The 21,751-nt window shown below is 72.8% G+C and carries 25 protein-coding genes; 16 read left to right on the top strand and 9 right to left on the bottom strand.

Annotated elements, in window-relative coordinates; translation table 11 throughout:
* Positions 1-11: 11 nt before the first annotated feature.
* From ACFXGN_RS12110 to ACFXGN_RS12100, 3 genes are read left to right on the top strand one after another with little or no spacing between them, the layout of a single operon-like run.
* A complete protein-coding gene (locus ACFXGN_RS12110) occupies positions 12-1,019 on the top strand; it encodes a carbohydrate ABC transporter permease (protein ID WP_384857715.1) in 1,008 nt (335 codons plus the stop codon).
* A 19-nt stretch (positions 1,020-1,038) separates the two neighbouring features.
* On the top strand, positions 1,039-1,878 hold the full coding sequence (locus tag ACFXGN_RS12105) for a carbohydrate ABC transporter permease (RefSeq protein ID WP_384857712.1): 840 nt from the start codon (positions 1,039-1,041) through the stop codon (positions 1,876-1,878).
* Positions 1,879-1,913: 35 nt separating this feature from the next.
* On the top strand, positions 1,914-3,272 hold the full coding sequence (locus ACFXGN_RS12100; protein ID WP_384856933.1) for a GH1 family beta-glucosidase: 1,359 nt from the start codon (positions 1,914-1,916) through the stop codon (positions 3,270-3,272).
* A gap of 57 nt (positions 3,273-3,329) precedes the next feature.
* On the opposite strand, the gene ACFXGN_RS12095 is transcribed toward ACFXGN_RS12100, so the two are convergent.
* Positions 3,330-3,935 carry a TetR/AcrR family transcriptional regulator gene (locus tag ACFXGN_RS12095; RefSeq protein WP_384856930.1) on the bottom strand — a complete coding sequence of 202 codons (606 nt, stop codon included), beginning with the start codon at positions 3,933-3,935 and terminating at the stop codon, positions 3,330-3,332.
* Positions 3,936-4,052: 117 nt separating this feature from the next.
* Here ACFXGN_RS12095 and ACFXGN_RS12090 point away from each other — a divergent pair, with 117 nt between their 5' ends.
* A complete protein-coding gene (locus ACFXGN_RS12090; RefSeq protein ID WP_384856927.1) occupies positions 4,053-5,207 on the top strand; it encodes an acyl-CoA dehydrogenase family protein in 1,155 nt (384 codons plus the stop codon).
* A gap of 102 nt (positions 5,208-5,309) precedes the next feature.
* On the opposite strand, the gene ACFXGN_RS12085 is transcribed toward ACFXGN_RS12090, so the two are convergent.
* Positions 5,310-5,894 carry a heme-binding protein gene (locus ACFXGN_RS12085; protein ID WP_384857709.1) on the bottom strand — a complete coding sequence of 195 codons (585 nt, stop codon included), beginning with the start codon at positions 5,892-5,894 and terminating at the stop codon, positions 5,310-5,312.
* A 359-nt stretch (positions 5,895-6,253) separates the two neighbouring features.
* Between ACFXGN_RS12085 and ACFXGN_RS12080 the strand changes: the two genes are divergently transcribed.
* Both ACFXGN_RS12080 and ACFXGN_RS12075 read left to right on the top strand, forming a co-directional pair.
* Entirely contained in the window at positions 6,254-6,646 is a 393-nt protein-coding gene (locus tag ACFXGN_RS12080; RefSeq protein ID WP_384856924.1) for a peptidoglycan-binding protein, read from the top strand.
* Between the two features lie 161 nt (positions 6,647-6,807).
* Positions 6,808-7,221 (top strand): peptidoglycan-binding protein, encoded by a 414-nt coding sequence (locus ACFXGN_RS12075; RefSeq protein ID WP_384856922.1) that lies wholly within the window; start codon positions 6,808-6,810, stop codon positions 7,219-7,221.
* Here ACFXGN_RS12075 and cynR read toward each other — a convergent pair.
* Entirely contained in the window at positions 7,209-8,144 is a 936-nt protein-coding gene (gene cynR, locus ACFXGN_RS12070; RefSeq protein WP_384856919.1) for a transcriptional regulator CynR, read from the bottom strand. The two genes, ACFXGN_RS12075 and cynR, sit on opposite strands and share 13 nt — an antisense overlap.
* An 83-nt stretch (positions 8,145-8,227) precedes the next feature.
* Here cynR and ACFXGN_RS12065 point away from each other — a divergent pair, with 83 nt between their 5' ends.
* The 5 genes from ACFXGN_RS12065 (at position 8,228) to ACFXGN_RS12045 (ending at position 11,675) form a co-directional block, all read left to right on the top strand.
* Positions 8,228-8,818 (top strand): carbonic anhydrase, encoded by a 591-nt coding sequence (locus tag ACFXGN_RS12065; protein WP_384856916.1) that lies wholly within the window; start codon positions 8,228-8,230, stop codon positions 8,816-8,818.
* Between the two features lie 88 nt (positions 8,819-8,906).
* On the top strand, positions 8,907-9,374 hold the full coding sequence (gene cynS, locus ACFXGN_RS12060; protein ID WP_384856913.1) for a cyanase: 468 nt from the start codon (positions 8,907-8,909) through the stop codon (positions 9,372-9,374).
* Positions 9,375-9,575: 201 nt separating this feature from the next.
* Entirely contained in the window at positions 9,576-10,337 is a 762-nt protein-coding gene (locus tag ACFXGN_RS12055; protein WP_384856910.1) for an SDR family NAD(P)-dependent oxidoreductase, read from the top strand.
* 87 nt (positions 10,338-10,424) lie between these two features.
* The gene (locus ACFXGN_RS12050) at positions 10,425-11,132 is read left to right on the top strand and encodes a TetR/AcrR family transcriptional regulator (RefSeq protein WP_384856907.1); all 708 of its coding nucleotides are present in this window, start codon (positions 10,425-10,427) and stop codon (positions 11,130-11,132) included.
* A 153-nt stretch (positions 11,133-11,285) separates the two neighbouring features.
* The gene (locus tag ACFXGN_RS12045; protein ID WP_384856904.1) at positions 11,286-11,675 is read left to right on the top strand and encodes a zinc ribbon domain-containing protein; all 390 of its coding nucleotides are present in this window, start codon (positions 11,286-11,288) and stop codon (positions 11,673-11,675) included.
* A 58-nt stretch (positions 11,676-11,733) separates the two neighbouring features.
* On the opposite strand, the gene ACFXGN_RS12040 is transcribed toward ACFXGN_RS12045, so the two are convergent.
* The 4 genes from ACFXGN_RS12040 to ACFXGN_RS12025 all read right to left on the bottom strand — a co-directional run bounded on the left by ACFXGN_RS12040 (position 11,734) and on the right by ACFXGN_RS12025 (position 15,566).
* The gene (locus ACFXGN_RS12040; RefSeq protein ID WP_384856900.1) at positions 11,734-12,690 is read right to left on the bottom strand and encodes an electron transfer flavoprotein subunit alpha/FixB family protein; all 957 of its coding nucleotides are present in this window, start codon (positions 12,688-12,690) and stop codon (positions 11,734-11,736) included.
* Positions 12,691-12,729: 39 nt separating this feature from the next.
* Positions 12,730-13,515 (bottom strand): electron transfer flavoprotein subunit beta/FixA family protein, encoded by a 786-nt coding sequence (locus tag ACFXGN_RS12035; RefSeq protein ID WP_384856897.1) that lies wholly within the window; start codon positions 13,513-13,515, stop codon positions 12,730-12,732.
* A 59-nt stretch (positions 13,516-13,574) separates the two neighbouring features.
* Positions 13,575-14,741 carry an acyl-CoA dehydrogenase family protein gene (locus ACFXGN_RS12030; protein WP_384856894.1) on the bottom strand — a complete coding sequence of 389 codons (1,167 nt, stop codon included), beginning with the start codon at positions 14,739-14,741 and terminating at the stop codon, positions 13,575-13,577.
* A 147-nt stretch (positions 14,742-14,888) separates the two neighbouring features.
* Positions 14,889-15,566, bottom strand: a complete 678-nt coding sequence (locus tag ACFXGN_RS12025; protein WP_384856890.1) for a ScbR family autoregulator-binding transcription factor — start codon at positions 15,564-15,566, stop codon at positions 14,889-14,891.
* A gap of 129 nt (positions 15,567-15,695) precedes the next feature.
* Here ACFXGN_RS12025 and ACFXGN_RS12020 point away from each other — a divergent pair, with 129 nt between their 5' ends.
* Both ACFXGN_RS12020 and ACFXGN_RS12015 read left to right on the top strand, forming a co-directional pair.
* Positions 15,696-16,646, top strand: coding sequence for a ScbA/BarX family gamma-butyrolactone biosynthesis protein (locus ACFXGN_RS12020; RefSeq protein ID WP_384856886.1), 951 nt, complete (start codon positions 15,696-15,698; stop codon positions 16,644-16,646).
* Between the two features lie 14 nt (positions 16,647-16,660).
* A complete protein-coding gene (locus ACFXGN_RS12015) occupies positions 16,661-17,617 on the top strand; it encodes an NAD-dependent epimerase/dehydratase family protein (protein WP_384856883.1) in 957 nt (318 codons plus the stop codon).
* A 249-nt stretch (positions 17,618-17,866) separates the two neighbouring features.
* On the opposite strand, the gene ACFXGN_RS12010 is transcribed toward ACFXGN_RS12015, so the two are convergent.
* A complete protein-coding gene (locus tag ACFXGN_RS12010) occupies positions 17,867-18,526 on the bottom strand; it encodes a deoxynucleoside kinase (RefSeq protein WP_384856880.1) in 660 nt (219 codons plus the stop codon).
* Between the two features lie 479 nt (positions 18,527-19,005).
* On the opposite strand from ACFXGN_RS12010, the gene ACFXGN_RS12005 reads away from it, so the two are divergent.
* Positions 19,006-19,173 (top strand): hypothetical protein, encoded by a 168-nt coding sequence (locus tag ACFXGN_RS12005; RefSeq protein ID WP_384856877.1) that lies wholly within the window; start codon positions 19,006-19,008, stop codon positions 19,171-19,173.
* Between the two features lie 128 nt (positions 19,174-19,301).
* On the opposite strand, the gene ACFXGN_RS12000 is transcribed toward ACFXGN_RS12005, so the two are convergent.
* Positions 19,302-20,003 carry a ScbR family autoregulator-binding transcription factor gene (locus ACFXGN_RS12000; protein WP_384856874.1) on the bottom strand — a complete coding sequence of 234 codons (702 nt, stop codon included), beginning with the start codon at positions 20,001-20,003 and terminating at the stop codon, positions 19,302-19,304.
* A 440-nt stretch (positions 20,004-20,443) separates the two neighbouring features.
* Between ACFXGN_RS12000 and ACFXGN_RS11995 the strand changes: the two genes are divergently transcribed.
* A complete protein-coding gene (locus ACFXGN_RS11995; protein ID WP_384856871.1) occupies positions 20,444-21,193 on the top strand; it encodes a DJ-1/PfpI family protein in 750 nt (249 codons plus the stop codon).
* A gap of 230 nt (positions 21,194-21,423) precedes the next feature.
* Positions 21,424-21,630, top strand: coding sequence for a cold-shock protein (locus ACFXGN_RS11990; protein ID WP_384856868.1), 207 nt, complete (start codon positions 21,424-21,426; stop codon positions 21,628-21,630).
* The last annotated feature ends 121 nt before the right edge of the window (positions 21,631-21,751 follow it).

The raw sequence follows: 21,751 nt of genomic DNA, 5'->3' as shown, positions 1-21,751 counted from the left end.
CGGACGCCACCATGGCCACCACCGCCACCGAGCGGACCGGCGCCCCCGGCGCACGACGACCCGCCCCAGGGAAGGCGAAGGCCGTCCCCCGCAGCCGCCGCCCCGGGCGCCTCCGGACCGCCGCACTGCCCTATCTGCTGCTCCTGCCCGCCCTGGCCCTCGAACTCCTCGTCCATCTGGTGCCGATGCTCATCGGCATCGTGATGAGCTTCAAGGAACTCACCCAGTTCTTCATCCGCGACTGGACCGCCGCCCCCTGGGCCGGACTCGGCAACTACGCCGTCTCGGTCGACTTCGACGCCCCCGTCGGCGCCTCGCTCCTGAAGTCCTTCCTGACCACCTGCGTCTTCACCCTCTGCGCCGTCGCCCTGTGCTGGCTCCTCGGCACCGCCGCCGCCGTCTTCCTCCAGGAGAACTTCCGGGGCCGGGGCCTGCTGCGCGCCCTCTTCCTCGTCCCGTACGCCCTGCCGGTCTACGCGGCCGTCATCACCTGGGCGTTCATGTTCCAGCGGGACAACGGCCTGATCAACCACGTCCTCCACGACCAGCTCGGCATCGGCGACGGCCCCGCCTTCTGGCTCATCGGCGACAACGCCTTCGTCACCCTGCTCGTCGTCTCCGTCTGGAAGGGCTGGCCGTTCGCCTTCCTCATCGTGATGGCCGGACTCCAGAACATCCCCCGCGAGATGTACGAGGCCGCCGCCCTGGACGGCGCCGGACTCCGGCAGCAGCTCCGCCGGATCACCCTGCCCTCGCTGCGGCCCGTCAACCAGGTCCTCGTCCTGGTCCTCTTCCTCTGGACCTTCAACGACTTCACCACCCCCTTCGTCCTCTTCGGCCGGGCGGCCCCCGAATCCGCCGACCTGATCTCCCTGCACATCTACCAGTCCTCCTTCCAGACCTGGAACTTCGGCACCGGCTCCGCCATGTCCGTCCTCCTGCTGCTCTTCCTCCTCGTCGTCACCGGCCTCCACCTGCTGCTCACCACCCGGGGAAGGAAGGCCACCGATGCCCCGTAGCACCCGGCCCCGCTCACCCATGGCCGCCCCCCGCTCCTTCCTCTGGAGCCGCCGGATCTTCCTCACCCTGCTCACCGGCTTCGTCCTGCTGCCGGTGTACGTGATGGTCTCCAGCTCCCTCAAACCCCTGGAGGACGTCTCCGGGAAGTTCCGCTGGACGCCCTCCGGGCTCACTCTCCGCCCGTACCTCGACATCTGGGAGACCGTCCCGCTCGCGGACTACTTCGTGAACTCCCTGATCGTCGCCGGGGCGTCCGCCGTCTGCTCGCTCGTCGTCGCGGTCTTCGCCGCCTACGCCGTCAGCCGCTACGCCTTCCGGGGCCGACGCGTCTTCACCGTGACGGTCCTCTCCACCCAGATGTTCCCCGGCATCCTCTTCCTGCTGCCGCTGTTCCTCCTCTACGTCGACATCGGCGACGCCACCGGCATCGCCCTCTTCGGCTCGCGCGGCGGGCTGATCCTCACCTACCTCACCTTCTCGCTGCCCTTCTCCGTCTGGATGCTGATCGGCTACTTCGACGGCGTCCCGCGCGAGCTCGACGAAGCCGCGGCGGTCGACGGCTGCGGCCCCCTCGGCGCCCTCTTCCGGGTCGTCGTCCCCGCCGCCGTGCCCGGCATCGTCGCCGTCGGCGTCTACGCCTTCATGACCGCCTGGGGCGAAGTCCTCTTCGCCTCCGTCATGACCAGCGACGCCACCCGCACCCTCGCCGTCGGCCTCCAGGGGTACGCCACCCAGAACGACGTCTACTGGAACCAGGTGATGGCCGCCTCCCTCGTGGTGAGCGTCCCCGTCGTCGCCGGGTTCCTGCTGCTCCAGCGCTACCTCGTCGCCGGCCTCACCGCGGGCGCGGTCAAGTGACGCCCGCCGAGGGCGCCCCGCCCGAAAGGAACCCCGTGCCCGAACCGCTCGACCTCGCCGCCTTCCCGCCCTCCTTCGCCTGGGGCACCGCCACCTCCGCCTACCAGATCGAGGGCGCGGCGGCCGAGGACGGCCGCGCCCCCTCCATCTGGGACACCTTCTGCCGCGTCCCCGGCGCCGTCGACCACGGCGACCACGGCGACACCGCCTGCGACCACTACCACCGCTGGCCCGAGGACATCGCCCTGATGCGGCGCCTCGGCACCGACGCCTACCGGCTCTCCGTCGCCTGGCCCCGCGTCCTGCCCGGCGGCGACGGACCCGTCAACACCGCGGGACTCGACTTCTACGACCGGCTCGTCGACGGCCTCCTCGACGCCGGGATCACCCCCTGCGTCACCCTCTACCACTGGGACCTGCCCCAGGCCCTCCAGGACCGGGGCGGCTGGACCGTCCGCGAGACCGCCGAGCACTTCGCCGCCTACGCCTCCGCCGTCGCCGGACGCCTCGGCGACCGGGTCACCCGCTGGGCCACCCTCAACGAACCCCTCTGCTCTGCCTGGATCGGCCACCTCGAAGGACGGATGGCCCCCGGCCTCACCGACCTCACCGCCGCCGTCCGCGCCTCCTACCACCTGCTGCTCGCCCACGGCCTCGGTGTCGCCGCCGTCCGCGCCGCCGTGCCCGGCGCCCGCGTCGGACTCGTCACCAACCACTCCACCGTCGCCCCCGCCTCCACCCGCCCCGAGGACCTCGCCGCCGCCGTCCGGGCCGACGGCCACACCAACCGCTGGTGGCTCGACCCCGTGTACGGCCGGGGCTTCCCCGCCGACCTCCGCGAGCTGTACGGGGTCGACCTCCCCGAACGGCCCGGCGACCCGGCGGCCATCGCCGCGCCCCTCGACTGGCACGGCCTCAACTACTACTTCCCGGTCACCGTCGCCGACGACCCGACGGGACCGGTGCCGTACGCCCGCGAGGTACGGCTGCCCGAGGTGCCCCGCACCGGCATGGACTGGCAGATCGACGCCGGGGGCCTGGAGGCCCTGCTGCTGCGCCTCACCGAGGAGTACGGCGTCCGCGAGCTGTACGTCACCGAGAACGGCTCGGCCTTCCCCGACACCCCCGGCCCCGGCGGCGAGGTCCACGACCCGGAGCGCGCCCGCTACCTGGAACAGCACCTCGCGGCCTGCGCCCGCGCCCTGCGCAAGGGCGTCCCGCTCGCCGGGTACTACGCCTGGTCGCTGCTCGACAACTTCGAGTGGGCCTACGGCTACGACAAGCGCTTCGGGCTCGTCCACGTCGACTACGCGACCCAGCGCAGGACCCTCAAGACGAGCGGTCTGCGGTACGCGGACATCGTCCGCGCCCACCGGGCCCTCGACGCCCGGTAGCCGCCCCGCCACCAGCGAGGCCCGGGAGCGGATGCCGGGCCTCGTCGGCGTACCGGCTCAGGTCCGGCGCAGGCCGCTGAGCAGCAGTTCCGCCAGTTGTTCGTACGCCTCGGCGTCGGCCAGACCGGTCGCGGCGGCCACCTGCCGCCGCTGGATGCGGACCATCACGGAGGAGATCACATCGGCCGCGAAGGTCACGTGCACCTCCCGGAACACCCCGGCCCGCACACCCTCCTCGATCAGCTGCTGGACCCGCCCGGCCGCCGCGCGCGTGTTCCGCTCGTACACCTCCGCCGCCGGTTCAAAACCGGCCACGTCGTCGAAGAACTGCGGCGAGACCGGCGCCAGCTCGGCCGAGACCGCCCGCAGATAGGCGGCCAGCCGGTCCGCCGGATCGGTCGCGGCGGCCAGCACCGCCTCGACCCGGCCCGTGGCCCGCCGGAAGAAGTGCACGACGGCCGCTCTGACCAGCTGTTCCTTGCTTCCGGCCAGGCCGTACAGGGTCCGCTTCGAGCAGCGGAGGCGGGCGGCGAGGTCGTCGAGCGTCAGCCGGGCGAAACCCTCGCCGACGAGCAGGGCGACCAGCTCCTCGAAGAGGGCGGAACGGCGCGCGGCGCCACGGCCCGTCAGCTTCGGGGCATCGACGGCTGAGGTCTCGATCACGCACCCAGTATTCCAGGCCCGGTACGGCCGGGGGGTGACGGGCCGACCCGTCGGCGCTACGCTGAGCGGTACTGCAGTACCTGCCCCAGTACCACTTTGCGCGCCGCTGGAGTCGCCATGGATGTCGACCGCCTGCTTCCCACCCCCGAGGCAGCGGACCTCATCGCCCTCACCCGGGAGATCGCCGACAGGGAACTCTCTCCCCTGGTGGACGCGTACGAGGCCGCCGAGACCTATCCCGAGGGGCTCTTCGCCACCCTCGGCAAGGCGGGCCTCCTCGGCCTGCCGTACCCCGAGGAGTACGGCGGCGGGGGCCAGCCCTACGAGGTCTACCTCCAGGTCCTGGAGGAACTCGCCGCGCGCTGGGCCGCCGTCGCCGTCGCCACCAGCGTCCACACCCTGGCCTGCCACCCGCTCCACACCTTCGGCACCACCGGGCAGAAGGAACGCTGGCTCCCCGCGATGCTGGAGGGCCGTACGGTCGGCGGCTACAGCCTCTCCGAGCCCCAGGCGGGATCCGACGCCGCCGCCCTGAGCTGCAAGGCCGAACTCCAGGAGGACGGCAGCGGCTACCGGATCACCGGCACCAAGGCGTGGATCACCCACGGCGGCAAGGCCGGTTTCTACGCCCTCTTCGCCCGCACCGCCCCCGGCAGCCACGGCATCTCCTGCTTCCTCGCCCCCGGCACCACCGAGGGCCTCAGCTTCGGCGCCCCCGAGCGCAAGATGGGCCTCCAGGCGGTCCCCACCACCTCCGCCTATTGGGACGGCGCCCTCCTGGCCCCCGACCGGCTGATCGGGGACGAGGGACAGGGACTCCAGATAGCCTTCAGCGCCCTGGACAGTGGCCGCCTCGGCATCGCCGCCTGCGCCACCGGCCTGGCCCAGGCGGCCCTGGACGCCGCCGTCGACTACGCCAACGAACGCACCACCTTCGGCCGCCGGATCGTCGACCACCAGGGCCTCGGCTTCCTCCTCGCCGACATGGCCGCGGCCGTCGACGCGGCCCGCGCCACCTATCTCGACGCGGCCCGCCGCCGGGACCTGGGCCGCCCCTTCAGCAGGCAGGCCAGCGCGGCCAAGCTGATCGCCACCGACACCGCCATGAAGGTCACCACGGACGCGGTCCAGGTCCTCGGCGGCTACGGCTACACCCGGGACTTCCCGGTCGAGCGCTACATGCGCGAAGCCAAGATCACCCAGATCTTCGAGGGCACCAACCAGATCCAGCGCCTCGTCATCAGCCGGGGGCTGTCCCGCACCCAGCAGTGACGCCGGTACGGGCGGGAACGGCCCGGGCCGACAGCGCGACGGGACCCGGGCCGCCCGGCCGGTGAGCCGGGTGCCGTCGCCTGCCGGGGTGGGTGGGGGTGGTCACCGGTTGAGGGTGGCGATGCCTGCCTGGGCGAACTTCTCGTCGAGGTCGCCGGAGGGGGCTCCGGCGACGCCGATGCCGGCGATGGGGGCGCCCTTGGCGGTGACGGGGGCGCCCTTGGCGGTGACGGGGGCGCCTCCGGCGAGGAAGAGGGTGCCGGGGATGTCCTTGAGGTTGGGGGTGCTGGTGAGGCGTCCGGCGAGGACGGAGGTGGGGGCGTTCCAGGAGACGGCGGTGAAGGCCTTCTTCACGGCGGACTCGTAGGACTGGGGGCCCGCGCCGTCGCCGCGGAGGGTGACGAGGGTGTTGCCGTTGCGGTCGACGACGGCGACGGAGACGCGCTGGTTCTCCTTCTCGGCGGCCTTCAGGGTCGCCTGCGCCGCCTTGGTCGCCGCCTCGACCGTCAGGTGCGTCGACCGGGTGGTGTCGCGGTTCTTGGCGTCGGTCTCGGTGACGGCGGCGGCCGGAGCGGCCGTGTCCCCGCCGGTGGCACCGGCCGAGTAGGCACCGAAGCCGCCGAGGGCCAGCGTGGCGACGACCGCCCCGCCGGTCACGACGCGGGTGCGCGAGACGGCCTTCTTCACGTGCTTCATGGGGTCTGCTCCAGGGGACTCGGACGACTGCCGGGGCCGTGCGGCCCGCCGCCCCTCCATCGTGGGACCGGCCTCCCGGCCGGGCCGTCGTCGTCCCGGCTGCGCCGGGCGCCCGGAACGGTGGACCCCGGGGTCATCCGATCGGCCGACCCCGGGAGGGGGTTCCGGTGGTCCCGGGGTCCCGCCGGGCGGGTCGGCACGTCCCTGGGACGCGCCGGGCGGACCCCGGCTCGGCCTGGGAGGTCGTCCACCGGGCGGGTCCCGGGACGGCGGGACGCCCCGGCGGGCCCGGCCGGACGGGTGCACGCTTGCGGCGTCCTCGGCGAAAACGTTCGGAAAGGCTCCCCGACATGCGCAAGTTCCGCCCCGCGAAGGGCTTCGCGGCGGTCGTCCTGGCCGCCGCCGCGACCGGCGCCCTGCTGGTCACCGCACCGGCCGCCCACGCGGACGACTCCGCGTACAAGATCTGCAAGGACGCGTACGGCACCCGTCTCTCCCCCGGCGGGTACACCGTCCCGGCGGGCGACTACGCGGTCGGCTCCACCGGCGACTGCGTCCGGGGGCTCCAGGAACTCGTCTCGCGCTACGGCCTGACGGCGTGGGAGCAGAGCGGCGGACCCTTCGTGGACGGCCAGTTCGGCGCCCGCACCGACTCGGCGATCCGCCGTTTCCAGAGCAACCGGGGTCTCGCCTCCGACGGCATCGTCGGCCCGAGGACCTGGGAGAAGCTCCTCACCGGCTGAACCGGCTGGAACCCGTGGACCGACTGGACCGGCTGGACCGGCTGGAACCCGGTGGGCCGACTGGAACCCGCTGGACCCGCTGAGTCCCGCGCCCCTTCCCGTAGTTCTCCCGACTTCGCTCTCCCTCTCCCCTCCCTCTCCCCTCCGAAGGACCGAACGACATGAAGACCCGCGCGACCCGCTTCCGTACCGCCTGGGCCGGGGCGCTCCTCGTGGCCGCCACCGCCCTCCTCGCCGGTCCCGGCGCCTCCCCGGCCCAGGCCTGGTGGTTCCAGGAACTCCAGCAGTGCAAGAACCTCTACGGCTCCGAGGTCTACATGGCCTGGGAGATCCCCACCGTGGTCCTCGCCAAGGGCTCGACCGGGGTGTGCGTCCGGGAGCTCCAGCTGGACCTCCTGGAGGTCGGCGCGGTCCGTGCCGAGGACCAGCCCGGCTTCGTCGACGGGGTGTTCGGCACCAAGACCTACAACGCGGTCGTGAAGTTCCAGCGGGGCGTCTCGGTCCAGGGCGGCGCGGACGGGGTGGTGGGGCGCTACACCTGGCACGCCCTGATCGCGAACGTCTACTTCGAGTAGCCGCCCGCGCTCCCGGCACCCTCCCCGCCCGCGCCTTCGCCGCCCTCGCCGCTCACGGCCAGGGCGGCGAAGGCGCGGGCCGCCGCGCTGCGGTATCCGGCCGCGCGGCGCAGCAGGGTGACCCCGCGCGGCGGCAGGGCGGGGGAGAGGGGCACGGGGGTCAGGTGCGGGTGGTCGCGGGTGACGGCGTCGGGCAGGACGGTGGCGAGGGAGGTCCGCCGGACGATCTCGATGAGGGCGCCGACCGCGTTGGTCTCGACCGCGATCCGGGGCCGTACGCCGTGCTCGGAGACGTACGCGTCGATGTGCCGACGGGTGGCGAAGTCCCCGCCGAGCAGGGCGAGATGATGACGGTTCAGCTCCGCCGCCGGGACCGGTTCGGTCCGCCCGGCGAAGGGATGTCCGGGGCCGACGACCAGACCGAGGGTCTCGGTGAACAGCCCGGTCGCCTCGACGCCCGGGAGATGGCCGCCCTCGAAGGCGATGCCGAGGTCGAGCCGGTCGGCGAGGAGTTCGGTCTCGACGCGGTCCTGGGTCAGCTCCCGGACCTCCACGTCGATGCCCGGGTGGCGGCTGTGGAAGGCGGCGACCAGGGGGCCGGTGAGGTAGGCGGTGAACGTGGGGGTGGCGGCCAGCCGCAGTCTGCCCCGGGAGAGGTCGTGGACGTCGAGCACCGCGCGCTCGCCCGCCGCGAGGTCCCGGAGGGCGCGCCGGGCGTACTCCGCGTACGCCTCCCCGGCGTCGGTGAGCCGTACGGTGCGGCCGGTGCGGTCGAGGAGCGGGACGCCGAGGGCCTTCTCCAACTGCTTGACCTGCTGGGAAAGGGTCGGCTGGGCGATCCGCAGCTCTTCGGCGGCGCGGGTGAAGTTGGCGTGCTCGGCGACGGCGAGCAGATAGCGGAGATGGCGGAGTTCCGGCTGCATACAGCCGACTATAGACCTCATCTATGACAGATATCGATGACAGGTCTTGGACGCTATAGCTCCTGTTCATGCAAGGTGTGGACATGCCTCATTTCGCCGAGGGAATCGCCCGCTTCCAGCGGGAGGTCTTCCCTGCCAAGTCCGGTCTCTTCGCCCGTCTCGCCTCCGATCACCGTCCCGGGACCCTGTTCATCAGCTGCTCGGACGCCCGGGTCGTCCCCGAGCTGATCACCCAGACCGATCCGGGTGAACTCTTCGTCGTCCGCACCGCGGGGAACCTCGTCCCCGCCCACGCCCCGGGCACCGACGGGGTCGCCGCCGCCGTCGAGTACGCCGTCACCGTCCTCGGGGTGCGGGACGTCATCGTCTGCGGGCACTCCGCCTGCGGCGCGATGACCGCGCTCGCCGAGGGCCACGACCTGTCCGGGGCGCCCGCCGTCGCGGGCTGGCTGCGGCACGCCGACGCCTCGCTGGCCCGTACCGCCGCCGCCGGACGGGCCGGGGACGTGGCCGCCCTGGTCCGCGAGAACGTCGCCGCCCAGCTGGCCAACCTGGCCACCCACCCCTCCGTGGCCCGAGCCCTCGCCGAAGGCGACATACGGCTGCACGGCTGGGTCTTCGACATCGCCGACGGCACCGTCGAGGACCTCGCCCCCCTGACCCGGGCCGCCTGAACCACCGGCCGCCCTCCCCCTCTGTCCCCCTCTGTCCCCCTCTGTTTTTCCTCTTCACCCCTCTTTGCATGGAAAGGACGTACCTCTCATGGTGCACGCCCAGTTCGACCCCGCCGCCCGTCGTGAGCTGGCCCTGGCCGCCGTCGAGGCCAAGATCGTCAAGGACCTGAGCTGGCAGGAGATCGCCGACGTCTCCGGCTACTCCGTCGCCTTCACGACCGCCGCCCTCCTCGGCCAGCACGCCCTGCCCGAGCCCGCCGCCCGCGCCGTCGCCGCCCTCCTCGGCCTCGACGAGGACGCCGTCCGGCTGCTCCGGACCGTTCCCACCCGGGGCTCGTTCGACGGCGTCCCGACCGACCCCACCGTCTACCGCTTCTACGAGATGCTCCAGGTCTACGGGACCACCCTGAAGGCCCTGGTCCACGAGCAGTTCGGTGACGGCATCATCTCCGCGATCAACTTCAAGCTGGACGTGAAGAAGGTCGCCGACCCCGAGGGCGGCGAGCGCGCGGTGATCACCCTGGACGGCAAGTACCTGCCGACCAAGCCGTTCTGACCCGCCCCCGCCGGGCGGCTCCCGCACGGCGACGCGCTTCCGGACGGATCCCCTCGGGGTCCGCTTCCGGGAGCGCGTCCCGCGGTTCTATGGTGGGCGGCGCAGATCGCGCGGACCGCGCGGTCCCCCGCGGGCACGCGCCCGGTCCGGCGGCCATCCCGGCGGCAGGGCCGCTCCCGCACGACACGAACGAGGAGTTCCATGGACATCGCCGGCACAGCGGCTCTCGTCACCGGCGCCGCCTCCGGTCTCGGCGCGGCCACCGCCGCCGCGCTCGCCGCCCGGGGCGCCACCGTGTACGGGATCGACCTCGACAAGGCCGTGTCCGCCGCCGGACCGCTGCCCGACGGCGTCCGGCTGCTCGCCGCCGACGTCACCGACGAGGAGCAGGTCCGCGCGGCGCTCGCCGCGATCGACGCCGACGGCGCGGAACTGCGGCTCGCCGTCAACTGTGCGGGCATCGCCCCCTCGGCCCGTGTCCTGGGCCGCAAGGGCCCGCACGACCTCGCCCTCTTCCGTACGGTCCTCGACATCAACCTGCTCGGCACCTTCAACGTGATGCGGCTCGCCGCCGAGGCCATCGCCCGGCACGAGCCCGACGAGCACGGGCAGCGCGGTCTCGTCGTCAACACCGCCTCGATCGCCGCCTTCGAGGGACAGGTCGGCCAGATCGCCTACGCCGCCTCCAAGGCGGGCGTCGCGGGCATGACCGTCACCGCCGCCCGTGATCTGGCGCAGTTCGGCATCCGGGTCGTCACGATCGCCCCCGGCATCGTGGACACCCCGATGATGGCCGGGTTCGGCGAGGACGTCCGGGCCGGTCTCGCCGCGAGCGTCACCTTCCCGCAGCGCCTCGCCCGCCCGGAGGAGTACGCGCGGCTCGTCACGATGGTCGTGGAGCACGACTACCTCAACGGCGAGACGATCCGGATGGACGGCGCGCTGCGGATGAGCGCCCGCTGACCTCCGTACCCCTGATGCTGCACTCGGTGCCGGATCTTCCCGGCACCTAGTGCCGCGCGGAGGGCGGGCGGGTGTTAGGTTCGGGCCATGGGTACGACGCCGACGAACTCCGCGAAGCCCGCGATGCGGGACTCCCTCATCGCGGCGGCCTTCCAGCTCTTCCTGGAACGGGGCTACGAACAGACCACGGTCGACGACATCGTCACCCTCGCGGGCGTCGGCCGGAGGTCCTTCTTCCGGTACTTCCCGTCGAAGGAGGACGTGGTCTTCCCCGACCACGAGCACTGCCTCGACGACATGACCCGCTTCCTCGCGGCGAGCGCCGACTCCGACGACCCCATGGTCCGCGTCTGCGACGCCGCCCGGCTCGTCCTGCGGATGTACGCCGAGAACCCCACCTTCTCCGTCCAGCGCTACCGGCTCACCCGCGAGGTCGCCGGACTGCGCACCTACGAACTCTCCGTCGTCTGGCGGTACGAGAAGACCCTCGGCGACCACCTCAGGACCCGCTGGGCCGACCGCAAGGACGGCACCCTGCGCGCCAACGTCGCCGCGGCGGCGGTGGTCGCCGCCCACAACCACGCCCTGCGGCGCTGGCTGCGCTCCGGCGGCGAGGGCGACGCGCTCGCCGAGATGGACCGGGCCCTGGAGTTCGTCCGCGCGGCCTGGAGTCCGGACGCGGCCCCCGACGCGCCCGGGGAGGAGACCGAGGACGTGGTGGTGGTGATCACCAAGCGGTCCACCCCGATGTGGCGCGTGGTGCGTGAGGTGGAGTCGAGCCTCGGTGAGGGCTGAGGGGTCCGACAGGGCCCCCGGCAGATTCCGCCAGGGCCCGACAGGGTTCGCGGTATCTCGGATTGAGGGAACTCGGGTCTTTATTTGATGGCACTCAGTGCCATATCTTTTCTCCATGCACGGTCGAGCCGCCGAGTGCGAGGAGAAGGCATCGTGTTCCACACGGGACTGAGGAGCGGGACCGCCGTCCGGCCCGACGAGGAGTCGGCCGCCGGGACCGAGCTCCACTTCCAGCGCTGCCGCTGGTGCCGCACCACGACGTTCCAGCGCCTGCTCTGCCCGACCTGCGGGTCGACGGAGCTGAACCCCGAACTCAGCGAGGGGGAGGGCGTGATCTCCGTGCGGCGCGGGGTCTCCGCCGCCGACTCGGACCTCTGGCCGGTCTACATGGCGGAGGGTTTCACGGTCCGCTGCCGGGTGGAGGGACCGCTGCACGCGGTGCGCCCCGGGGTCCGGGTGAAGGTCGCCTCCGGGGTCGGCGTGACCGGCCGCCGCCCCGTCGTACGGCTCTGCGAGGACGCGCCGCTCGACAACTGGTACTGAGCACGAGAGGGGGTGGGGTGGCACAGAGTGCCACCCCACCCCCTCTCGTCGTCCGAGGTCAGCGGCTGCCGATCTCGTCCGTCAGCTGCGGCAACACCTCGAAGAGGTCACCGACCACGCCGTAGTCCACCAGATCGAAGATCGGGGCCTCGGGGTCCTTGTTGACCGCCACGATCGTCTTCGACGTCTGCATCCCCGCCCGGTGCTGGATCGCCCCGGAGATGCCCGCCGCCACGTACAACTGCGGCGAGACCTGCTTGCCCGTCTGCCCGACCTGGTGGGAATGCGGGTACCAGCCCGCGTCCACGGCGGCGCGCGAGGCGCCCACGGCCGCGCCGAGCGAGTCGGCCAGCTTCTCGACGACCGCGAAGCCCTCCGCGGCGTCGACCCCGCGCCCGCCCGAGACCACGATCGGGGACTCGGTCAGCTCCGGACGCCCGGTCGACACGCGCGCGGTGCGCGAGACGACCTTCGCCGCGTTGCCGGTGAAGGCGACGGTGACGTTCTCGACCGCGCCCGCCGCCGGAGCGGCCTCGGGGGCGGCGGAGTTCGGCTTGACGGTGATGACCGGCACACCGTGGGAGACCGTCGAACGCACCTGGTACGAGGCGGCGAAGACGGACTGCGTGGCGACCGGGCCGTTCTCGCCCGCCTCCAGCTCCACGGCGTCCGTGATCAGACCGGAGCCGAGGCGGAGCGCGACCCGGGCCGCGATCTCCTTGCCCTCGCCGGAGGAGGTCACCAGGACGGCCGCCACCCCCTTCTCCCCGGCCAGTTGGGCGAGCGCGTCCACCATGGGCACCACGGACAGCTCGGTGAACTCGGCGCCGTCCGCGACGTACACGGTCGCCGCGCCGTACTCACCCGCGGTGGCGGCGATCGAGGCGGCGGCCCCGCCCGCGCCGAGGACGACCGCGGAGGGCTCGCCGATGCGGCGGGCCAGGGTCAGCAGTTCGAGGGCCGGCTTGCGGGCCGCGCCGTCGGCGTGGTCCACGAGAACCAGGATCTCGGCCATGAATCATCGCTCCTGTTCGGGTAGGTGGCTGACGGCGGGTCAGATGAACTTCTGGGTGGCGAGGAACGCGGCGAGCCGCTTGCCGCCGTCGCCCTCGTCGGTGACGATCGTGCCCTGGGTGCGGGCCGGGCGCGCGGCCACCGCGTCGACCAGGGTCCAGGACCCGGCCAGGCCCACCGCGTCGGCGTCGATGTCCAGATCGTCCAGGCCGAGCTTCTCGACCGGCTTCCTCTTGGCCGCCATGATCCCCTTGAAGGAGGGGTAACGGGCCTCGCCCGACTGGTCGGTGACCGAGACGACGGCCGGCAGCGGGGCCTCCAGGTGCTCGGTGGCGGCGTCGCCGTCCCGGCGGCCCCTCACCACGCCGTCCGCCACGGACAGCTCCGAGAGCAGCGTGGCCTGCGGCAGGCCCAGACGCTCGGCGAGCAGCGCGGGCAGCACGCCCATGGAGCCGTCGGTCGAGGCCATGCCGCAGACGACCAGGTCGAAACCGGTCTTCTCCAGTGCCTTGGCGAGGATCGCGGAGGTGGCGATCACGTCCGAGCCGTGGATGGACTCGTCGTCGACGTGGACGGCCTTGTCGGCGCCCATCGACAGCGCCTTGCGCAGCGCGTCCTTGGCGTCGTCCGGGCCGACGGTCACGACGGTGACCTCGGCCCCGTCGGTCTCCTCCGCGATCCGCAGCGCCTGCTCGACCGCGTACTCGTCCAGCTCCGAGAGCAGGCCGTCGACGGCCTCGCGGTCGGTCGTCAGATCGTCGGCGAACCCGCGCTCGCCGGTCGCGTCGGGCACGTACTTCACACAGACGGCGATCTTCAGGGTCACGGCCTGTCTCCTTTCAACGGGCTGGATCGTTTTTCAACGGGCCGGATCGTTCGGACGGGTCACGGGAGGTTGCGGGCCATGACGATGCGCTGGATCTGGTTGGTGCCTTCGTAGATCTGCGTGATCTTGGCGTCGCGCATCATGCGTTCGACGGGGTAGTCGCGGGTGTAGCCGTAGCCGCCGAGGAGCTGGACGGCGTCGATGGTGACCTCCATGGCGATGTCGGAGGCGAAGCACTTGGCGGCGGCGCCGAAGAAGGTGAGGGCCTCCTTCTGGCTTCCGGCGGAGACGCGTTCGGACCTGGCGGCGGCGGCGTAGGTGAGCTGCCGGGCGGCCTCCAGCTTCATGGCCATGTCGGCGAGCATGAACTGGACGCCCTGGAAGTCGGCGATGGGCTTGCCGAACTGCTTGCGCTCCTGGACGTAGCCCTTGGCGTAGTCGAGGGCGCCCTGGGCGATGCCGACGGCCTGGGCGGCGATGGTGACGCGGGTGTGGTCGAGGGTCTTCATGGCGGTGGCGAAGCCGGTGCCCTCGGCGCCGATCATGCGGTCGGCGGGGATGCGGACGTTGTCGAGGTAGACCTCGCGGGTGGGGGAGCCCTTGATGCCGAGCTTCCGCTCCGGGGCGCCGAAGGACACGCCCTCGTCGGACTTCTCGACCACGAACGCGGAGATGCCCTTGGAGCGCTTGTCGGGGTCGGTGACGGCCATCACGGTGTAGTACTCGGAGACCCCGGCGTTGGTGATCCACCGCTTGGCGCCGTCGAGGACCCAGAAGTCCCCGTCGCGGACCGCGCGGGTCTTCATCCCGGCCGCGTCCGAGCCCGCGTCGGGCTCGGACAGGGCGTAGGAGAACATCGCGTCGCCCTTGGCCAGCGGGCCGAGGTACTTCGCCTTCAGCTCCTCCGAGCCGGACAGGATCACCGGGAGCGAGCCCAGCTTGTTGACCGCCGGGATCAGCGAGGAGGAGCCGCACGCGCGCGCGACCTCCTCGATCACGATGACCGTGGCCAGGGCGTCCGCGCCCGCGCCGCCGTACTCCTCGGGCACGTGCACGGCGTGCAGGTCGTTGGCGACCAGCGCGTCCAGCGCCTCCTGCGGGAACCGGCCCTCCTCGTCCACCGCCGCCGCGAACGGAGCGATCTTCGCCTCCGCCAGAGCACGGACCGACTCCCGGAGCATCTCGTGCTCCTCGGAAGGCCGGTACAGGTCGAAGTCCTTGCCCATGATGTGGAGCTCCCCTAGACGCTAGTGGCACTGAGTACCCTCAGCAAAACACACTCAGTGCCACGACGCCAGAGCGCCCCGACGCTTTCCGCGTCGGGGCGCTCCGGAGGGCCGGTGGATCGGCCCGCCAAACCGTTCGGTCGGTTCTCAGCTGTGCGTGTCCGCGAGGGCCTCGTCCCGGCGGCGCCGGCTCGCGTCGTACTCGATGCCCAGCTGCCGGGCCCGGTTCTCCGTCAGGTCGAGCCGGGTCAGCAGCGCCGGGGTGCAGATGCTGGGGACGAAATGCTGGAGCATGACGGCCACCCGATGGGCCAGATCGGCGCGGTCGCACATGATCTGCGACATCGCCTGGACCCCGGAGAAGGCGCCGGAGAAAAGCTCCGCCGTGTCCGTCACGTTCACATGGGGCAGCAGCTCGCCCCGCGCCTTCGACACCATCAGGATCTCCGACACCTGGTCGACCCACGCCTGGTAGGGAGCGGCGCGGTCGACGCTGATGGCGCCGCTGTCCAGGGCCAGGGCGATGCTCGCCCGCACCAGCGCGTCGTGCTGGAGCCGATGGGTCAGCAGGAACGCCTGGTCGGCCAGCTCCTGGAGCTTGACCTCCTGCTGACCGAGGGGCACGTCGAGCATCTGGGCGTCGAGCACACCCAGCGCGAGGTCCTCCTTGGAAGTGAAGTGGAAGTACAGCGCTCCCTTGGTCACCCCGGCGCGCATCAGGATCTCGCCGATGGTCGTGCGCTCGTAACCGCGCTCCGCGAAGACGGTCGCGGCTGACTCGAGGATCATCCGCCGGGTGCGGATCGCACGCGCTTGCTGCGCCAAGGCGCCTCCTGCTGTCTCGCTGTCTGTGCTCACCGTGGGACGTGGAGCGTTGAAAAGAAAACCGCGCTGTACGTACTCTAATCCGGGCGGATCCACCGCTCAGGGGGCGCGGGGACGCGGGAGGGACCCATGGATCGGAACCGTCGAGGAACGACGACGCATGTCCCCGGGGAGTTCGTTCACCGAGAGGATCCGGCGGACATCATCCCCACGGGATGGACACGGCTGGAGGAGAACCGGTTCTCCGTCTCCGCGCGCTGGCCTGCCTCACATCCCTTCTTCTCTCCGACGGCTGAGGACCGGCACGACCCTCTCCTGGTGGCCGAGACGATACGCCAGACCACCATGCTGATAGCTCATGCCGAACTCGGAGTACCCGTGGACGACCAGTTCGTCATGTGGGGCCTCGACTACGACGTCGACCCCGGGGCGCTCGCCGTCGACGGGCTCCCCTCGGACGTCACCGTCGACGTGGTCTGCGCCGACCTCAGCAGCCGGGGCGGACGCCTCCGCGACCTGCGCGTCACCGCCGACCTCACCCGGGGCGACCGGTTCCTCGGCACCGGCGGCGCGCGCAGCAGCTGCACCTCCGCCCTCGCGTACCGCAGGATCAGGGGCGAGCGGATGGCCGCGCTCGACCGCCCGGTCCCGCTGATCCCGGCGGTGGCACCGGAAGCGGTCGGCCGCAAGAGCCCCGAGGACGTGGTCCTGGGCCCCGGCACCCGCCCCGGCCAGTGGCGGCTGAGGGTCAACACCGGCCACACCACCCTCTTCCGCCGCCCCAACGACCACGTCCCCGGAATGCTCCTGCTCGAAGCCGCCCGGCAGGCGGCGACGCTCACCCACGGCGACCCCGGCCACCTGCCCACCGTCATGAACGTCTCCTTCCTCCGGTACGCCGAACTCGACAGCCCCTGCTGGATCGAGGCCGAGACCGTGCCCGGCGCCGACACCGCCCGCACCACCGTCCAGGTCGTCGGCGTCCAGGACGGCCACCCCGTCTTCCGCTCCCTGCTCACCGCCCCGTCCCGGGAACCGGCGGTGGCCGGAGCGGGCCCCGCCCGCCGGTCGGCGGGCTGATCCGCACCGGAACCATGGGCCCCCACATCCTCATCACCGGCGCCACCGGATTCATCGGCGGCCGGGTCGCGGCGACGGCGGCGGCGCACCACGCGCCCGCCTCCGTCCGCCTCCTCGTCCGCCGCCCGTCCGCCGTCCGCCCGACGCCCCCGCGCCCCGGCCGCCCGAGGACCGAGACCGTACGGGGTGACCTCCGCGACCCCGCCGCGCTGCGCCGCGCCGTCGAGGGGATCGACGTCCTCATCCACTGCGCCTCGGCGATAGGCGCCGACGAGGAGCGGTCCCGCGCCGTCAACGACGAGGGCACCCGCGCCCTGGTCGACGCGGCCGTACGCGCCGGGGTCGGCCGGATCGTCTCCCTCGGCACCGCCTCCGTGCACGGCCGGGGCCCCTTCAGGGCCGCCGCCCCCGGCAGCCTGCCGATGGCCCCCGGCTCGGTGACCAGCCGCACCCGGGCGGCGGGGGACCGGCACGTACGGGCCGCCGGAGGGACCGTGCTCCGGCCGCACCTCGTGTACGGTCCCGGCGACCGGCAGGTGATACCCGCGCTGGCCCGGCTCCTCGAAGCGCTGCCGGGGCCGCTCGACTGCGGTACGTCGCTGCACTCCCTGATCGGCGTGGACGCGCTCGCGGGAGTCCTGCTCGGCGCCGCGCTCTCGCCCGCGACCGCGCCGGGCCCGTACTACGTCGGCCATCCCGAACCGGTGCCGGTCGCCGAACTGATCGCGGCGGCCGAAGCGCTGGTCGTCCGGGGGACGGACCTGCCCCGGCGCCCGGCGATCGACGTCGCCGAGGCCCGCGTCCTGCTCGCCGGGGTCCCCTACGCCGGACACCACCTGGACATGCTCGCCCACGACCACTGGTTCGCCGACAGCCGCCCCTGGCAGGACCTCGGCTGCACCCCGGGCCCGCCCTTCCGCCAGGACGTCACCGCGCACCTGCCGTGGTACCGGGAACTGCTGGGCGGCTGAGAAGGGAGTACGGCCGCCGGGCCCGCCCGGACGACCGGTTCTCCGGTGAGGCCCCCGGTCCGCCGGTCCCGGGAGGCCACCGGCGCCGGACGCCCCGGCTGCTCGGGTACGGGCCCCGCGCCACGGATGTCCGCCGGTCCACGGGCCGGGCCGGTGCGCCGTTCACCCGGGTGCGGGTGCGAGCGCCCGGGGCCGCCGGAGAGTGAGGGGAAGCCGTTCACCCGGGTGCGGGCGCGCCCGCGCCTCGGCTCAGGGCCGCCGCCCGCGCGCCAGGGCGTCCTTGACCTCCCGCACCACACGGGACGCGTCCTCGGGGTCGTTCACCACGTCCGTGCGGTTCATGTCCACGACGAGGACCTCGCTGGCCGAGTAGTGCTCGTGCACCCAGTCGTCGTAGCCGGACCACAGCGTCCGGTAGTACTCGACGAGGCTCTCGTCCTGCTCGAAGTCACGGCCCCGCAGTCCGATGCGGTGCAGCACCGTCTCGAAGTCCGCCTTGAGGTAGACCATGAGATCGGGCGCCTTGCGGTAGGGCAGACCGTCGATCTCGCGCATCATCTCGTCGAGCAGGCCCTCGTACACCTGCATCTCCAGGGAGCTGATCCGGCCGAGGTCGTGATTGACCTTGGCGAAGTACCAGTCCTCGTAGATCGACCGGTCCAGGACGTTGTCGCCCTGCCGGTACGCCTCCTTGATCGAGGCGAAACGTGTCCGCAGGAAGTAGAGCTGGAGCAGGAAGGGGTACCGCTTCGCCTGGATCTCCTCGGGGCTCGCCGTGTAGAAGAGCGGAAGGATCGGGTTGTCCTCCACGCTCTCGTAGAAGACCTGGCTGCCGAGTTCCTTGGCGAGCAGCTCGGCCACACTCGTCTTGCCGATCCCGATCATCCCACCGACGCAGATCACCGGCATACCTCACTTCTCCTGATGGTTCCTGTTCGCGGGCGGGCTGGTCGGCCCGCCCCGATGAGACGCGCGCCGGTGGTCACCTGATTCCCGGGAGCCTCGTGACCGGAGTCATGGCGCCCCGGGCCGGGCCCGCGTCGGGGCCCTGGGCCCTGGACCCGCGCGGCCCGGTCCTCCCGGCCGCAGGCCGGACCGCACCACGGTCGCCGTACCCGGTTCCGGGGCCGCGACCCCGAACCGTCTCGAATATTAGATGACGATTTGCCCCGTGCGGCCGTCGCCGAGGGCGTCCCGGTGTCGGGGGCCCGACGCCCCGGCCCGACGGGTGCCCGGCCCGTGGCGCCGGGCACGCAGCGCGCCGGTGCCCCTCGGCCGGTCGGTCACCGGATACGGGCAGATGGCCTCGCCCCCACTGGCTCAGCGGCTCCGGGTGCTCCCCGGTACGGCGTCCCCGGTGTCGGCGATCCCCGGTACCGGTGTCCTCGGTGTCGGCGATCCTCGCCTCCCTGAGGTCCCTGTCCTGTGTCGTTCCGCCCGGGAGGAACGCCTCCGCGCTCGCCCGGGACACCACCGGGCACCGAAGCCCGGGGGCCGATCCCGACGCGGGCCGCCCGGCCCCGTACCGGCGGGACCTCTACGCGATCCAGCAGTAGACGCCCAGGTGTCGGCGGCGGGCGCCGTCGACGAGGGCGGCCGGCTCGCTGACGATCACCGTGGCGGTCTCCGTGTCGATGATGTGTCGTCCGGTGCCACGAAGAACTCGACGATGGTGCTCATCCGGTCATCGTGCCGGGCCGGGTCCGGCCGCGACCGGGTGGGCGGGCCCTCCGCCGGTCGGTGCGGGTGCGGGGGCCGGGGCGTGGGCGGCCGGGGTGCCCGAGGGGTCGAGGCCGGTGAGTGCCCGGGGGTCGGCGAGCAGCGGCAGGAGCGCTCGCCACAGGCCGGTGACGGTCTCGGCGGAGAGCCAGGCGCCGTTGTCCCCGCAGAGGGTCTCCAGGCCGACGGTGGCGGCGACGACCGTGCGGGCGAGGTCCCGCTGACGCCCGGTGTCCGGGGTGAGGAGGCCCTCGTCGGCCGCCTCCGCGAGCCGCTGCCGTACGCAACTGTGCCATTCCTGGCGCAGGTTCAGATCGGTCCGCCCGTTCTGCGCGCAGCTGAGCCGGAAGCCCGCGCGGACGACGACGTCCTCGCGGAGCAGCCGGGCCAGGGCGTGGGACGTGTCGGTGAGGTTCTGCAGCGCGTTGGAGCGCTGTCCGTACACGCTCCGGGCGGTCCTGCGCAGGAGGGCGGAGGCCTCGTGCTCGACGGCGGCGGCGACGGCCGCCTTGTTCTCGAAGTGGAAGTGGAGCGCGCCGGGGCTCACCCCCGCCTCCGCGCTGATCGCGGACAGGGTGGCCGAGGCGTAGCCCTGCCGTTCGAACTCGGCCGCCGCCGCCCTGATCAGCGCCTCGCGGGTGAGTGCGGCCCGCTCCTGTCTGGTCACTCCTGGCTCCCCGTCACACCGTGCGCCGCGGTGGTACGGGAACGCGCCCGGCGCGCTCGTCCCCCGACGGCATCAAACCTACTGATTGGTATTGTAGGAGACCTTTGACCCTCCTCGGGGCACTTCGGGTGAAGAGCGGTATCCGTCTCTCCCGACGGGACCGCTCGCCCCGCACGGGACTCTCCGGCCTTACGGACCAGAGCCGTTGTGCGCGCCCCCGATGCGGCTCGGCCGTCGTGGAGACCGGTGCCGCCCCCGTCGCCGCAGCTGACGTCCTGGGCGGTGGTGGTCTCGATCGCCCGCCCGTCCCCTCGACCGCGAGGGCGACGGACCCGCCCGTCACCGCCGTCGCGGCGGGCGGCGGGAACCATCGGCCGGGTGCGCCCGACTGCCTGGACGCGACCGAGACATCGGGACCGACCGTCTTCCCGGGGAGAACCATGAACCGCCGTCATCTGCTCCGCACGACCACCGCCCTCGGCGCGGGCGGCGCCCTCGCGGGTGTCACGACCGCCGCCGCGGCGACCACCGCGACCGGGACCCCGGCCGCCGGGGGACCGGCCGGGTCCGCCGCGCGCCGGCCCTTCCGGGTGCACCTCGTCCTCTTCGACGGCGTCGAGGAACTCGACTTCGCCGCCCCCTACGAGGTGCTCTCCGCCGCCGGGTTCTTCGCCGCCCGCCCGGTCGAGGTCCGCTACGTCTCCGTGGACGGCCCCGGCACCGTCACCGCCGCCTACGGCACGAAGGTGCGGGTCGAACACCCCTGGGCCCCGCACCGGGCCGATCTGCTCGTCGTACCGGGCGGCGGCTACGCCCGCCGCGAGGACCCCGGGGTGTGGGCGGAGATCGACCGGGGCGTCCTGCCCCGTGCCCTCGCGGCGGCCGTCCGGCCGGGGCTGACCGTCGGCGCCCTGTGCACCGGGGTGATGCTCCTCGCCGCCGCAGGACTCACCCGTGGCCGCCCCTGCACCACCCACCACAAGGCGCGGCCCGATCTGGAGCGGCAGGGCGGGGTCCTGAAGGGCGCGCGGGTGGTGGACGACGGCGATCTGGTGACCGCGGGCGGTGTCACCTCCGGCCTGGAACTGGCCCTCTGGCTGGTCCGGCGCGAACTGGGCCCGGACGCGGCGAACGCTCTGGAGACCATGCTGGAGTACGAGGCCCGGGGCACGGTCTGGACCCGGACCTGACCCGGAGACACCCCGGACCTGACCCGGAGACACCCCGGACCTGACCCGGACGCACCCCGGATCAGCCCCGGAGCACGCCCCTGACCGCCGCCCCCTGACCGGCCCCGCCCCGCCCTCGTTCCGCCCCGGCCCCCGCCCTCCCCGACGGGCGAACGGCGCCCCGACGGGGTACACCTCCTAGGAGAACAGGAGAGGTGTACGACGGCAGGACACGGGAACGGGAGGTCGCCGTGGCAGGCAGGAGCAAGGGGTTCGTGCATTCCTTCAACCGCGCCGGCGGATACGGATTCGTCATCCCCGTGGGGTCGGGGGAGCAGGTCTACTTCCGCGCCGAGGACATCGAGGGCGGGGACCGCTCGCTCTCCGAGGGGCAGCAGGTCACGTTCGTGCTCGTCCTCGGTGACGGCCGTTTCGAGGCGAGGGAACTGCGCACCTGAGCCGTGGGGGCGGGGGCGGGCGGGCCCCCGCCCCGGGGGGGGGGGGGGGCCCCCCCCGGGCCCCCCCCCCCCCCGGGGGGGCGGGGGGGGGGGCCCCCCCGCCGGGGGGAAAAACCCCCCC

The organism is Streptomyces sp. NPDC059247 (genome assembly GCF_042754005.1).
Classification (GTDB): domain Bacteria; phylum Actinomycetota; class Actinomycetes; order Streptomycetales; family Streptomycetaceae; genus Streptomyces.
Note: the sequence above shows the minus strand (reverse complement) of the source record. Positions and strands in the feature narration are given on the sequence as shown.

Coding starts and splice junctions, on each gene's coding strand:
- ACFXGN_RS12050 (WP_384856907.1), top strand. CDS start 10,425: ATGGGTACGACGCCGACGAACTCCGCGAAGCCCGCGATGCGGGACTCC.
- ACFXGN_RS11995 (WP_384856871.1), top strand. CDS start 20,444: ATGAACCGCCGTCATCTGCTCCGCACGACCACCGCCCTCGGCGCGGGC.
- ACFXGN_RS12075 (WP_384856922.1), top strand. CDS start 6,808: ATGAAGACCCGCGCGACCCGCTTCCGTACCGCCTGGGCCGGGGCGCTC.
- ACFXGN_RS12015 (WP_384856883.1), top strand. CDS start 16,661: ATGGGCCCCCACATCCTCATCACCGGCGCCACCGGATTCATCGGCGGC.
- cynR (WP_384856919.1), bottom strand. CDS start 8,144: ATGCAGCCGGAACTCCGCCATCTCCGCTATCTGCTCGCCGTCGCCGAG.
- ACFXGN_RS12055 (WP_384856910.1), top strand. CDS start 9,576: ATGGACATCGCCGGCACAGCGGCTCTCGTCACCGGCGCCGCCTCCGGT.
- cynS (WP_384856913.1), top strand. CDS start 8,907: ATGGTGCACGCCCAGTTCGACCCCGCCGCCCGTCGTGAGCTGGCCCTG.
- ACFXGN_RS12090 (WP_384856927.1), top strand. CDS start 4,053: ATGGATGTCGACCGCCTGCTTCCCACCCCCGAGGCAGCGGACCTCATC.
- ACFXGN_RS12080 (WP_384856924.1), top strand. CDS start 6,254: ATGCGCAAGTTCCGCCCCGCGAAGGGCTTCGCGGCGGTCGTCCTGGCC.
- ACFXGN_RS12030 (WP_384856894.1), bottom strand. CDS start 14,741: ATGGGCAAGGACTTCGACCTGTACCGGCCTTCCGAGGAGCACGAGATG.
- ACFXGN_RS12110 (WP_384857715.1), top strand. CDS start 12: ATGGCCACCACCGCCACCGAGCGGACCGGCGCCCCCGGCGCACGACGA.
- ACFXGN_RS12020 (WP_384856886.1), top strand. CDS start 15,696: ATGGATCGGAACCGTCGAGGAACGACGACGCATGTCCCCGGGGAGTTC.
- ACFXGN_RS12010 (WP_384856880.1), bottom strand. CDS start 18,526: ATGCCGGTGATCTGCGTCGGTGGGATGATCGGGATCGGCAAGACGAGT.
- ACFXGN_RS12040 (WP_384856900.1), bottom strand. CDS start 12,690: ATGGCCGAGATCCTGGTTCTCGTGGACCACGCCGACGGCGCGGCCCGC.
- ACFXGN_RS12065 (WP_384856916.1), top strand. CDS start 8,228: ATGCCTCATTTCGCCGAGGGAATCGCCCGCTTCCAGCGGGAGGTCTTC.
- ACFXGN_RS12105 (WP_384857712.1), top strand. CDS start 1,039: ATGGCCGCCCCCCGCTCCTTCCTCTGGAGCCGCCGGATCTTCCTCACC.